This window comes from Parasphingorhabdus cellanae (genome assembly GCF_017498565.1).
In the GTDB taxonomy this organism is placed as follows: domain Bacteria; phylum Pseudomonadota; class Alphaproteobacteria; order Sphingomonadales; family Sphingomonadaceae; genus Parasphingorhabdus; species Parasphingorhabdus cellanae.
On the sequence record NZ_CP071794.1, the window covers coordinates 3,046,469 to 3,059,093 of the forward strand.

Genomic DNA, 12,625 nt, shown 5'->3' on the forward strand with positions numbered 1-12,625 from the left:
GTGAAAATCGATATTAAGAATATATTGGACAGCTATTTTCGTGAAAATGGCAATGACGAAACATGCCCAGTTTGCACTGAAGAGGACGGCCAAAGGTCACCTCTTTATGCTATAGCTGGTTTCATCCGGCAGCATGGATTGTTGCTTTCGTCTCGCAACCTTGAATTGGCTTGGGCCTTTATTTGTGGTGGCAATAGCATGCTGAAGAGCGAGATTATGGGGCTTTCCTCGGCCGGTCGGCTTGACAATGCCTCGGCCAGTGAATTGTTCGACAAATATCTGAGCCCTGATGTTGGTGCTCAAATCGATAAAATAGTGTTGGAAGCCATCGAGCATATCCGAACCACTACGAAAATTATCGAGGATGGAAACAAGAAGACCACCGAGTGTGAAGAAAACCTGATGGAGCAGGCTGATAATATCCGAGCCAAACCTGCCGATATCGATGCTGCTATAAAAAAGCTGCTCAGTCTTTCAAAGTTGATGGTAGAGTCGACACGTGAAAATCGAGAACGAATTTCTGAGACCAATAAAAAGCTGGCCACGCTGCAGAATGAGCTTGAGCAAGCCAGAAATGAAGCTGATTTTGATCAGCTGACCAAATTGCCCAACCGGCGAAAATTTGACCGGACATTGGATGAAAAACTGAAAAAATTGGCTGAAGAAAAATTGCAGCTGGTCTTGGTTTTCATCGATATTGATCATTTCAAGAAAGTGAATGATACGTTTGGTCATGAATGCGGTGACCGCGTTCTGAGGATGTTTGCTGATGAGCTGGCTTCACTTTCGGACAGCCACTGCCACACATCGCGGTATGGCGGTGAAGAATTTGCTGTCATTTTTGAAGGTCAGACCATCAATAATGTCTGGAAGATGATTGACCAGTGCCGCCAGTCATTGGCCGGCCGTTCGCTGGTCGACCTGCAATCCGGCAGACCTCTGGGATCGCTAACATTCTCCGCTGGTATTGCGAAATGCTTGCCTTCAGATACCAAGCGATCCCTTCTTAGAAAAGCGGATCTTGCTCTTTACGAAGCGAAGTCGCAAGGCCGCAATACGGTTCTCAAATATTCGAATGACCGGTAGGCGGAGCGCGATTGGCCAGTGCTGGAACAGGGTTTCGGTGCTGAAGTCACTGATCCTGCACAACCACCAGATAACTAGGACCAGTCTATAATTTATCGCAATGAGGCAGGCGAAAACGTCGAGCCTCACTTCGAGCCTTCTCGGTTGCGCTATATATTATCTGGATGAAAGTGCCTCATCTGCACCATGGCTAAGTCAACGCATGTTATCAAGCGTCATGACATTGGAAAGTAATTGGGCGAGATAGCTTTCACTATCTCGCCCAATCGGTTCGCACGCAGACCAGGTGCGCTGCGTAAACCAAAACCCAACCTGCGGGGGTTGTGATGGTCTTGGCAGAAGTTAAACTTCTGAATTTGTTATCCAAAGGAAAGCGACGAGTTACAATCGATTTTCAGCCCAATTTGGTCGGACGGCACCATTTTAACCCCAAATTGGGACTAATCTGGTCACCGATAAATCAGCTTGTCTTCATCGTTATCGAAATGCGTCTGTTTCGGTCGTCCATACGATCTTGAGGATTATAGGGTTCTGTATCCGCAACACCCTCGATCCGAGCCATCCGGTCTATCGATACACCCTGTCTCACAAGTTCCTGCATGGTGGCTTCCGCTCTGCCAGAGGATAGCAGCCAGTTGTTCATGCTCTTTCCGCTAGCATAAGGCAGGCTGTCTGTATGGCCGCGGATAATGAGTTCATTGTCGACTGTATCGATGATTTTGGCAACTTGCCCGATAAGCTCCGTGGCACGGGATTTCAGCTTGTCAGTCGCCAATGCGAACATGCTGAAATCGGCCTCGTCTATAATGTCGATCCGCAACCCTTCTTTGGTATCGGTAAAGCGCACGTTGGAGAGCAATTTGAGGTTGGCCGGATCATTTTTGAGTTGTTCACGAATACGTTCTTCAAATTCTTTGGCCGTGATTGACTTGGCTTTACCCTCTTTGCCGCCATCTCTGCCTTTTCTTTCATCGTCGACACCTATCGTATTGCGAGGTACTGACATTGCGGCTGTTCCGCTATTGCTCGCTGGGTGAGGATATTTGTCAGGATCTGTAACGGACGAGCCGCCGAACATGCCTTTCCCGCCCGCGCTATCACGCTTCACTTGTGCCAGAGTCGGTGCGAAATAATCGGCAATGCCCTTCCGCTGTTTTTCATCGGTCGCGCCCAGCAACCACATCAACAGGAAAAACGCCATCATCGCTGTCACAAAGTCAGCATAGGCGACTTTCCATGCACCGCCATGATGGCCGCTATGTTCTTCCATGATGATCTTTTTGACAATGATTGGTTGAACTGGCTCCGGAGCAGCTTTCTTGGCCATGACTTATTTCGCCCTTATGGCGTCAAAAACGTCAGAAAAACTTGGCTGGTTTGCATGCTGCAGACTCGTCCGCGCAGCTTCAATAATGAGCGGCTGGGGATGGCCGTGTAGGCTGGCAATGATCAGCTGTTTGGCGACATGATAAATACTTGCATCGCTTTCAATCACGGAACGCGCACGATTGGCCATTGGGCCAACAAGGCCATAAGCAAGCAAAACACCCAAGAATGTTCCAACAAGCGCGGAGCCGATCATCCCACCCAATATTGTTGGTGGCTTGTCGATGGAGCCCATAACTTTGATAATACCCAGAACAGCAGCAACAATACCCAAAGCGGGCAGGGCATCAGCCAAATTTTGCAGATTGTCAGCCGGTGCGATCGCTTCGTGATGGTGCGTTTTGATCGCTTGATCCATAACATCTTCGACCGCGTGCGGATCGAGCGTGCCTGAGGAAACAACCACGAGCCTCAGACTATCAGCGATAAGATGGATCAGTGTATCGTCCTTCAATAGCTTTGGATACTCGCTGAATATCGGGGATGCTTTCGGATCTTCGATATGCGGTTCCAAGGCAACCGGACCCTCGCTTTTGAGGATTTTTGTCAGTTTGGAAACTAGCAATATGCAGTCCATGAAGTCCTGTTTGACGTAGGTTGGACCTTTAAAGACTTTTGCAAAACCGCCCATCAACGCTTTGAGCTGCCCACTGCTATTGCCGATGATCAGCGCGCCGACGGCTGCTCCGCCGATGATACCCATTTCAACAGGCAGAGCAGCTGCAACAACGCCCAGATCACCGCCGGAAATCATAAACACGCCAAACACCATGACGAGCAGGACAACAATACCAATTCCAGCGAACATAACGTAATTTCCAATCCACAGGTCCGTTTAGATTTATTTGTTCATCACAAGGGACGAAGCAAATAATCATCACATTTGTGAACGGAAGAAACCCCAGATGGTTAAGGGGAGAATAATGATGAAATCAGCCGATAAGGCTAATTAATGACGTGCTCTCTGACTGAGCATAAAGCCGCTGCGCCGCTTCCAAATTAACCAGCAGAGATTGAAAACGGGATATGGCCTCGGCAATATCTGTATTCTCAAGATTTGAGCGCCGTTCGATCGAACTGATCTGCGACAGCTTTATCCGGTCTTCCTGTTCATCCAACCTATTCACCATTAATCCCTGGCTCGCGAGCAGGCCTGAAAAATGATCTGTCAGGCTCTCTACCCGATCCAATTGCTGCGCGCGCTCTGCTTGTGTACCGGTTCGGACGGCTGTAATCATGTTGGCCATGATTGCGTCAAGACTATCAGTAGCGCCGCCGCCAATGTCGATATCCTGAGAGACCGCCTGTTGTGGCGGCGTAGGTGTGACCAATATGCCGTTATCGATGCGCACCTGAATGGGGTCACCGGTATAAAATAGTTGACCGCCATAGCTGTCTTTTGCCTGAGTCAGTTGGTTAAACTGTTCGCGAAGGCTTTCAAGTTCAAGAGCGATAACATCCCGATCCTGCGGTGCGAGTGTTTCATTGTTTGCAAGCACCATCAATTCCCGGGCCCGCACGACACCATTGGATATTGTATCGAACGTCGATTGTGCCTGTTGTGCCAAAATACGGGCACGCCCGATATTGTTCAACCACGAGTCCTCAATCGTTGTCTTTCTGCCGATACTGGAGATTTCGACCCAGCTGGAAGGCGATTCTGACGGCCGGTTCAACTTGATCCCGGTCGCAATGGATTCTTGAGTCTGGCCGATGAGCGTGGTCAGCTCGCTCTGTCGCTGAATAGCATCTGCTGGCCTGGTTCTATTGATCGATTCCATGGTTCATTCCCTAAAAGCTACCCCGAGTTAAAAAATCGCCAGAACGGATTGGACTGTTTCACGGGCGACCTGAATGATCCGCGCCGATGCCTCATAGGCCTGTTGCAGACGGATCAAGTCGGCCGCCTCACGGTCCAAATCCACTGCTGAAACACGGTCGCGCGATTCCCTCGTTGCCCGGTCAAAAGCGGTCGCCGCCTCGCTTTCACTCCGGGCAGAAAGCAAATTCTGCGCCTGCCCGACAACGATATTTTCATAGCGCTGTTCGGTACCCGTCGGCGTCCTCAAATCGGCTAAGGCCAGAATATTGCCGTTGGCTGCCCCGCCCGATGCTGCCAGTGCGAGGTCATCTGCTGTCAAACCCGTTGCTGTGAGGCTGGCTGCGGTGCCGCCGTGCGAGACGATTGCTGCTCCAGCTGCGCCCGCATCGGTGCGACCATTGGCCTGCCATGTGTTTAATTCATCGGCAAATTGAACAGCCAAAGCATCGAGATTTGTAGATACAGCAGCCACGTCCGACTGTGCGCGATACAGTCCGCCCAGCGTACCGTTGGTTGGGGATGGCTGGACTGATCCGCCAATTTCGATATCAAACCCAGCGCCGGGATTTGCCACAAATGTAATTGGGCTAGCATTGTCGAATGTAACCAGACTGGTGCCGTTACGGGAAATGTCGACTAGCCCGTTGTCCTGAAAACTAATATCGACATCAAGCTTTTCCGTGATCACGGTGAGCGCCGCGTCGCGCTGATCCAGCAACGCGGTATTTTGAGCCGTACCGGAACGGGTGGGCCGCAATTTTTCGTTGATGGCGGCAAGTTCGTCCAAAGCCGCATTCAGCTCTGTCACTTCCTGCGTAGCCGCGCCGTCTATCAGTGTCTTCGTCGCCGACAGGTTCGACGCGGTTTGGTTAAACCGGGAAACTGTGCTTTGAATGTCACCTAGAAACTGGCTTCTAAGCGCCGGTTCAAAAGGAACAGCGGAAAGCTCTTCGGCGCTAGCAAAAACCTGCGTGAGCTGGCTGCCAACATCGGATTGATTGTTAGCAAGCGCAATTTCTCCCTGGTCCAGCCATTGCACCAAAACATCAGTCTGGACTCGGTTGGCTCCTGTCTGGCGGGTGGCGGCTTCAAGAAACTGATCGCTGGCGCGGACGATGCCGTTGATGGCAACGCCGCCTGTGCCAGTGAAATTGCGATAGATAGGATTGGTAGAACCATCGATGGTCGTGTCGCCGACACTTAACGTGCGGCGGACATAATCGGGATTTTCGGCGTTGGCGACGTTGGATCCGACGATTTCCAATGCCCGATTATTCACGAGCAAGGCTGAGCGCCCGATAGACAGCAGATCAGACATTATTCTTCTCCACCACTGCTATTTTGCACATGGCGGCTCAAGAGTTCGGCGACGCCGAACACGCCTTTATCCGCCATATCCTTGGCGAGCATGGAATCCTGCATATCCCGGAATTCTTCCGTTCCTTGGCCATCGAACAAGCCTTCGCCGAGGGACGAAGCGCGCATGGTCGAGAGCATCTGCCGGACAAAAATCGCTTCGAAATCGGCCGCCATCGTTTCGAGTGGGGTTTTCGAGCCGTTCGCAGCATCGCTTACTGGATTTGCCAGGGACTGCGGCGCAATACCGCCTGTGTTGTGAGTAATGTTCATATGATGATCAACTCCGCTTTCAACGCCCCTGCTTGCTTCAATCCTTCAAGTATCGCTGTTAGATCAGACGGTGAAACGCCGATGGAATTAATAGTCTCGACAATTTCTGACAAAGAAGCGCGCCGCCCAATCTCAAAAGCCGGGGCTCCATTATCTTCCAAGGCGATATCGCTATTGGGTTCGGTTGCGGTTCGTCCACGGCTAAAGGGTGCAGGTTGTATAACCGTCGGATTTTCCTCGACACGCACCGTTAGACTTCCGTGACTCACCGCCGCAGGGCCTAAGCGCACCGCGCCGTTAATGACGACTGTTCCGGTTCTGGCATTGACGATGATCCGGGCGCGGGCTTCAGCCGGTTTTACGATCAGATTTTCGATCTTGCCCATGAGCATGACCCGCTCCTGCGCGCCGACGGGTGCAACAATACGCACGGTAACGGCATCGGAAGCGATGGCCATATCGGTGCCGACAGCTTCATTAATCGCTTCAGCCACCCGCAAAGAAGTGGTGAGATCCGCATCCGTCAAATTGAAACTCAGAAATGGTTGGCTCTCGAAACCAGTGGCAACGGTTCTTTCAATAGTGGCACCACCAGAGATCCGGCCGACCGAAGGAATATTGACCGTCAGCCTCGACCCGTCAGCTGCAGAAATGCCAAGGCCGCCAACTGCTAAATTGCCTTGGGCCATTGCATAGATCTGTTGATCAGCGCCGTAGAGCGGCATCAATATTAATGTCCCGCCGCGTAACGATTTGGCTTTGCCTAGCGCTGATACAGTAACATCCATTCTTTGGCCCGGTTTTGCAAAGGCCGGCATTTCGGCGGTTACCATGACGGCGGCCGCATTTTTTGTTGCCGGATTGAGGCCGGGCGGTAGAGCCAAACCAAAGCGGCTGGTCATGCCTTTGACGCCTAATGTTGCATATTCCAGACTGTCATCACCGGTTCCGGCAAGCCCTACCACAACGCCATAACCAACCAGCTGGTTGGTCCGGATCCCATCAAAATGGCCAAGATCTTTGATCCGCTCTGCTTGTGCGGGTTGGATGGCAATCAACAATGTGATCGCCAAAGCAGCAAACAGATGAATGATGCGGGATGGTGTCGGGGATAGGGTCATATTTTTTCGCCTGATCGGGAACTAAAAGGGGGAAATGAAAGAGAAGAATTTTTGCAGCCAGCCCTGTTTGCTCGCCGATGCAATTTCGCCCGAGCCGCCGTAAATGATCCGCGCATTGGCGACTTTGGTCGATGGAATTGTGTTGTCCGACGAGACATCGATCGCGCGGATCAGTCCGCTAAACTGGACATGTTCATCGCCGCGGTTGAGTGAAGTCATCTTCTGTCCGCGGACCAACATCGTTCCGTTGGCGTAGCTTTCGGCCACTGTGACGCTGACCTGTCCTTGCAGCGAGTTCGATTGGGACGCGTTGCCGGTGCCCGAAAAATTTTGCGAGCCACTGGTCGCAACATCACTGGGCGAAAATAGTGATAATAGGCCGGTTGTCGGCGGATTTAGCGAAATGCTGCCACCACGATCTTTGGATGCGCTGTTAGATTTGGAAGCGGACGTATTTTCGACCAGAAGGATGGTGATAATGTCCCCTTTCATGCTGGCTCGCATTCCGCTGGTGAGCGCAGCATAGCCAGATGCTTGCTGGAAAATTGCGCCATTGGCTGCCGCTGGTGGTGGTGCGGGCAAGGGGTCGGCTACAGCGCCGACAAAGCCGGGCTCGGCTGACATGCCGCCAGAACCCATGCAACTGATGAGAAGAAGAGGGGCGACGCTGACGGCACAAAATTTATACATATTAGATGATAGGCGCATGATAGAAATGCCTCTTGTTCGAAAATTGATTAGATTTGCTGGTTCACAAATTGCAGCATTTCGTCGGTGGCCGAGATCATTTTGGAATTGACCTCATAGGCGCGCTGGGTCTCGATCATGTTCACCAGTTCTTCAACGATGTTCACATTGGACTGTTCAAGGGACCCTTGACGGATGTTGCCACGTCCTTCCGCGCCAGCTTCACCCACCTGGGCAGGTCCGCTGGCAGCGGTTTCGGTCAGAATATTATTGCCAACTGACAGCAATCCAGCAGGATTTGTGAAATTGGCGAGTTCAATCTGACCCAATTCACTGATTTCGGATTGCCCGGCCAGTGATGCACTGACCGTTCCATTATTACCGATAGTCACAGCTGTTGCGCCCTGCGGTACCTGAATGGCCGGTATTAGTGGCAAGCCATCACTGGTTACGACATTGCCTTCCGCGGTCAGGTTGAAATTCCCTGCACGGGTATATCCGGTAGACCCATCGGGACGTTCAACCTGAAAAAAGCCGCCGCCTTCAATAGCCAAATCAAAAGCATTTTCAGTATTTTGCAATGTACCTTGGGTATCGATTTTACCGATCCCGGACAATCGTACACCCGTGCCGAGTTGCAAACCGCTAGCAAAGCGGTTTTGCGCATCAGACGGTGCTCCGGGTGTCACGATATTCTGATAAGATAATGTCGCGAAATCGGCGCGATCGCGCTTGAATCCCGTGGTATTGACGTTCGCCAGGTTGTTGGCGATCACGCGCATCTTTGTGTTTTGCGCATCTAGTCCGGTGCGCGCGACTTGTAAGGCAGCATTGCTCATTTCATCGTCTCCTTTATGGGCTCAGCCCAAGATTATCACTGCGGCAGATTCATGATGCTGGCACTGCTTTCGTCCAGCTCTTCCGCTGATCTCAGTAATTTGGCCTGTGTTTCCCAGGCGCGGCTGGTTTCGATCATATCAACCAGCGCAGCGGTCATGTTCACGTTGGATTCTTCCAAAGCGCCCGAGACAACGCGCGCATTTTCATCGGCTGGTAGTTGTCCGTCATCAGCAACATGGAATAAAGTGTCGGAGCCCTTGGAAATGGCACTACCGGTCATACTGACCAGCTTTAACCTGCCCACCTCCTGTGGCTGTGTGGGGTCACCGCCTTGCGGAACGACAAACACTGTTCCATCTGCGCCGATGTCGACGCGATCCGAGGGTGGTACGGTAACCGGCCCGCTTTCACCTAGGACCGGAAAACCATCACCTGTTACCATTGCTCCGGATGCAGCGATCCTTAAATCACCGCGCCGCGAATAGGCTTCCTTGCCATCCGTTGTCTGAACCGCGAGCATCGCATCGCCTTCCAAGGCAATATCCAGTGGTCTGCCGGTTTGTGTCATGCTGCCGCTTTTCATGTCGGCCTGCATATCGCGTTCCACCGCAAGAGCGCGGCTATCATGACCCGGGCCATTCAAATATTTGGCTTCGGCTGAAACCATATCGGCTTTGAAACCGACGGTATTTGAATTCGCCATATTATTGGCGATAGCTGTCTGGCGCTTCATCAGCGTTTGCATTGTATTGACGCTGGTATAGGCAATTTTATCCATGAGCTATTCCCGGGTTGATAGTGTCGTCAGAGTCTAGACCTGAAGGTTAATCACGGTCTGACTGAGTGTATTGGCGGTCTCAATAGCCTGCGCATTGGCTTGGAAGTTGCGCTGTGCGGCGATCAGGGACACCAGTTCTTCGGTAATATCGACATTGGCCAGTTCCAGCGTACCGGACCGAACTTGACCGAGCGGACCGTTGGCGGCCTGGTTCACCTGTGCGGGGCCGGAATCGCCGGTGGCTTGCCAGTGGGCATCACCGATTGGCCGTAGACCTTCGATGGCCGAGAAGCTGGCCATGGCAACAGCACCAAGGTTAATCTGATTGCCATTGGAAAAGGTTGCCGCGACCACGCCTTCACCGTTAATTGAAATATTGGTGAGCAGGGATCCCGGATCACCCGGATCTTCATCAGGCAAGATGAAATCGAACATATCCGCTACGCTCGTCGATGTAGCCACGCCGGACGCATCAACAGGCAGAAGTTGCACCTTGCTGCCGATGGTGTCAGTCACTTCACGCGCACTATTTACTGAAAATGCGCCGTTGCGCGTGAAGCTGAGATCCTGGCGCGGCGGTTGACCACGGACCGCGAAAAATCCGTCACCTGCGATGGCAAGATCCAGCGTTTTGTCAGTGGCCTGCAATGTACCTTGGGTAAATTGTTGCGTGATACCGCTTAGACGGACGCCTTGACCCGCGACAGTCTTGGTCGTCTGTGTCGGGGAGGCCGCGAATAGATCACCAAATTGCGCGCGGCTTTTCTTAAAGCCGGTGGAGTTGGTGTTGGCGACGTTATTCGAAATCACATTCAAGTCGGTTTGCGCAGCCTTCAGGCCGCTGAGGGATGTAAAGAATGACATATTATCTTCTCCTGGTTGAAATTTGTCGAGGGATGGTTCCGTTTATCCGATACGAAGGGCTTCGGATGGCAGCACATTACCAATCGGCGTCACCAAGATTGGCGGGCCGCTCGATTCTGACGTTTTAACCGATGCGACCGGAACCCATGTGGCGAGGTCAGAGACCGAACCGCCGTTCACACGAACGCGCAATCTTCCCAAATCATTGGGCTCGCCCGCCGTATTTTTGCTGTCAAAGTTGAACTGGATGGGGCCGGCTTCTTGCTGCCCCAATTCAGCAAACATTACGATTTCACCAGCATCATTAAGAAGATCAATTGAAAGATTTTCCGTTGGCTGGTTTAGTTCAAACTCTCCGGAATATTCACCGTCACTATTTGCGACGGTAAAATTACCCGGTACCAATACAGAATGGCCAATCCATTCTTTGGCATCGGACAAACGATTGTCACCCAACATGGAAGCAATGTCGGTAAGTGACTGGTTCATCTCAGATATGCCAGCGACGCTGGAGAATTGCGCGAGCTGCGCAACCATTGCCTGATTGTCCAGTGGATCAAAAGGGTCCTGAAACTTCAACTGCGTGGTCATCAGCCGCAAAAAGGAATCCTGATCAAGCGCGCCGCCGCCGGTGGCGTTCGCTGGCTGCGCAGCGGTGAGACCAGCAATATTTGAACTATTATTTTCAAAGACTTGTGGTGCGATATTCATTATTGGTTCCTTACCGTTTCTAAAATTAATGATTTTGCGGTCTGCAAAACTTGGACGTTATTTTTGTAATTTCGTGCGGTTTCGAGCATGTCGATCAGCTCTGCCGTTTCATCCACGGCCGCTTCCCAGACGAAACCTTCTTTATCTGCCAGTGGATTGGACGGATCATAACGCTTTTGGGGTTCCAGATCGGACTGGACCACGCGCTCTACGTCGACCGTTGCCATATTGTCGTCCATCACCGCCCGGAATACCGGACGCATGGCGCGATAAGCTTCATCCTTGCTCGCATAGTCGGTGCGGGCGTTGGCCAGATTGGATGCGGTTGTATTGAGCCGCACCATCTGGGCCGACATGGCGCGCGCCGAGACATCGAAAACATTCATGCTACCACTCATCGTCATTCTCCTTTCAAGGCGCGTTTCATTGTGGAAACCTGACCCTGCAGAAATGAGAGTGTCGTGCGATACTGAATGGCGTTTTCCGCGAACAAAGCCTGCTCGACTGACAATTCGACAGTGTTTCCATCAAGGGACGGCTGCAGCGGAACGCGGAAACCAGTATGATCGCTCATAGAATTTTCTATCGAGCTGCCATTCTGGGCTTGTTGCATCGCGCGATCAAAATCGAGATCCTTTGCCTTATATCCAGGGGTGGAGGCATTGGCGATGTTGGACGCAAGCATATTCAGGCGCTGCGAGCGCAACTGAAGTGCTCCACCATTTAATGCGAATACTTGGTCTAAACTCGGCATCGAAACTTATTCCTGTCTTAACTATCGGGCCTAGTGGCCGTCACTGTTGCATGAGAAAAACCGGAATCGGCATTTCCGAACGGTACCTAGCAAAGCGCGTGCCAGTTTTATGGAGCCTATTAGAGAATGTTGGTTTTTTGAGGGTTTAAGGGTGATGAATTGGCAGGTGGACAAAGCGGCTAATCCCGACCGGCAAGTTTTTGCCGCTGAGCGGAAAATTTTTGCCGCTTTTGAATGGGAAGTGACGTGAGCGATATTATCTCTGCCAATATTGGAAAATTTTTTGATCCACTTACATTGGCCATGGTGCTAAGCAGCGTGCTTGTTATGGCCTGGATTCAAAATGGCCGGACATCACTTTGGGTTTCTTTTGCAGCTCTGTTAAATTGCGGACGGGATCCGTTTGCTGAAAGCGGGGAGAACGCGACTTTCATGTGTCGCCGGATTGACTTTGCTCTGCGTGAAAATGGGCTTGTCGGGCTGGAGCGCGTTACCAGCGAAGATCCGTTTGTCCGCCGTTTGATCGCACAATTGCTGAATGGCAAGGACGCGAAGACGTTCGAAGAATGGGCGCATCTCGAGGCATATATAGTCCAAAAGAAACAAACTATGGCGGCGACCTACTGGAGCTCGGTGTCTGATATCGCACCAGCGATTGGACTAATGGGCACAGTCATAGGATTGATTCAGCTTTTCGCGACGGGGATTGACCCTCTGAAAATGGGCCCTGCGATGAGCTTTACGCTGCTCACTAGTCTCTACGGACTATTTATCGCCAATATCGTCGCATATCCGATCTATGTCCGGTTGCAAGCAAGAGCAGAGATATTAAACGCCTACCGTGCCGCGGTCGTGCAACATACAGTCGCGATTGCCAAACGGGAGTTGCTGACTATAGGTCCAGTCCACTTTTCGCCAGCGCAGCCGCTTCGGGCGACAGGGTGAGC

Annotated in this window: 15 protein-coding genes; 2 read left to right on the top strand and 13 right to left on the bottom strand. The window is 51.8% G+C overall.

Going from position 1 to position 12,625, the window contains the following annotated elements:
* Entirely contained in the window at nt 1–1,086 is a 1,086-nt protein-coding gene (locus J4G78_RS14635) for a GGDEF domain-containing protein (protein WP_207987259.1), read from the top strand.
* A gap of 460 nt (nt 1,087–1,546) precedes the next feature.
* Here J4G78_RS14635 and J4G78_RS14640 read toward each other — a convergent pair whose 3' ends face one another.
* The 13 genes from J4G78_RS14640 to flgB all read right to left on the bottom strand — a co-directional run bounded on the left by J4G78_RS14640 (nt 1,547) and on the right by flgB (nt 11,678).
* Entirely contained in the window at nt 1,547–2,413 is an 867-nt protein-coding gene (locus J4G78_RS14640) for a flagellar motor protein MotB (protein ID WP_207987260.1), read from the bottom strand.
* 3 nt (nt 2,414–2,416) lie between these two features.
* Nucleotides 2,417–3,280 carry a flagellar motor stator protein MotA gene (gene motA, locus J4G78_RS14645; RefSeq protein ID WP_207987262.1) on the bottom strand — a complete coding sequence of 288 codons (864 nt, stop codon included), beginning with the start codon at nt 3,278–3,280 and terminating at the stop codon, nt 2,417–2,419.
* 124 nt (nt 3,281–3,404) lie between these two features.
* Entirely contained in the window at nt 3,405–4,253 is an 849-nt protein-coding gene (locus tag J4G78_RS14650; protein ID WP_207987263.1) for a flagellin, read from the bottom strand.
* Between the two features lie 27 nt (nt 4,254–4,280).
* Nucleotides 4,281–5,612, bottom strand: coding sequence for a flagellar hook-associated protein FlgK (flgK, locus tag J4G78_RS14655; RefSeq protein ID WP_207987265.1), 1,332 nt, complete (start codon nt 5,610–5,612; stop codon nt 4,281–4,283).
* Nucleotides 5,612–5,923: a rod-binding protein gene (locus tag J4G78_RS14660; protein WP_207987266.1), complete on the bottom strand. Its 312-nt coding sequence runs from the start codon at nt 5,921–5,923 to the stop codon at nt 5,612–5,614. Before J4G78_RS14660 ends, flgK begins: the two co-directional genes overlap by 1 nt.
* Nucleotides 5,920–7,044, bottom strand: coding sequence for a flagellar basal body P-ring protein FlgI (locus tag J4G78_RS14665; protein WP_207987268.1), 1,125 nt, complete (start codon nt 7,042–7,044; stop codon nt 5,920–5,922). Before J4G78_RS14665 ends, J4G78_RS14660 begins: the two co-directional genes overlap by 4 nt.
* 21 nt (nt 7,045–7,065) lie before the next feature.
* A complete protein-coding gene (locus tag J4G78_RS14670; protein WP_243457115.1) occupies nt 7,066–7,668 on the bottom strand; it encodes a flagellar basal body L-ring protein FlgH in 603 nt (200 codons plus the stop codon).
* Nucleotides 7,669–7,781: 113 nt separating this feature from the next.
* The gene (flgG, locus tag J4G78_RS14675) at nt 7,782–8,570 is read right to left on the bottom strand and encodes a flagellar basal-body rod protein FlgG (RefSeq protein ID WP_207987272.1); all 789 of its coding nucleotides are present in this window, start codon (nt 8,568–8,570) and stop codon (nt 7,782–7,784) included.
* A 35-nt stretch (nt 8,571–8,605) separates the two neighbouring features.
* Nucleotides 8,606–9,349, bottom strand: coding sequence for a flagellar basal-body rod protein FlgF (flgF, locus tag J4G78_RS14680; protein ID WP_207987274.1), 744 nt, complete (start codon nt 9,347–9,349; stop codon nt 8,606–8,608).
* 33 nt (nt 9,350–9,382) lie between these two features.
* Complete coding sequence (locus tag J4G78_RS14685; protein ID WP_207987276.1) at nt 9,383–10,213, bottom strand: flagellar hook-basal body complex protein; 831 nt, start codon at nt 10,211–10,213, stop codon at nt 9,383–9,385.
* Between the two features lie 42 nt (nt 10,214–10,255).
* Nucleotides 10,256–10,924: a flagellar hook assembly protein FlgD gene (locus tag J4G78_RS14690; RefSeq protein WP_207987277.1), complete on the bottom strand. Its 669-nt coding sequence runs from the start codon at nt 10,922–10,924 to the stop codon at nt 10,256–10,258.
* Nucleotides 10,924–11,328 (bottom strand): flagellar basal body rod protein FlgC, encoded by a 405-nt coding sequence (gene flgC / locus J4G78_RS14695; protein ID WP_207987278.1) that lies wholly within the window; start codon nt 11,326–11,328, stop codon nt 10,924–10,926. Before flgC ends, J4G78_RS14690 begins: the two co-directional genes overlap by 1 nt.
* A complete protein-coding gene (gene flgB / locus J4G78_RS14700) occupies nt 11,325–11,678 on the bottom strand; it encodes a flagellar basal body rod protein FlgB (protein WP_207987279.1) in 354 nt (117 codons plus the stop codon). The genes flgC and flgB overlap by 4 nt, the downstream gene beginning before the upstream one ends.
* Before the next feature lie 246 nt (nt 11,679–11,924).
* Here flgB and J4G78_RS14705 point away from each other — a divergent pair, with 246 nt between their 5' ends.
* Nucleotides 11,925–12,623 (top strand): MotA/TolQ/ExbB proton channel family protein, encoded by a 699-nt coding sequence (locus tag J4G78_RS14705; RefSeq protein WP_207987280.1) that lies wholly within the window; start codon nt 11,925–11,927, stop codon nt 12,621–12,623.
* Nucleotides 12,624–12,625: the final 2 nt, after the last annotated feature.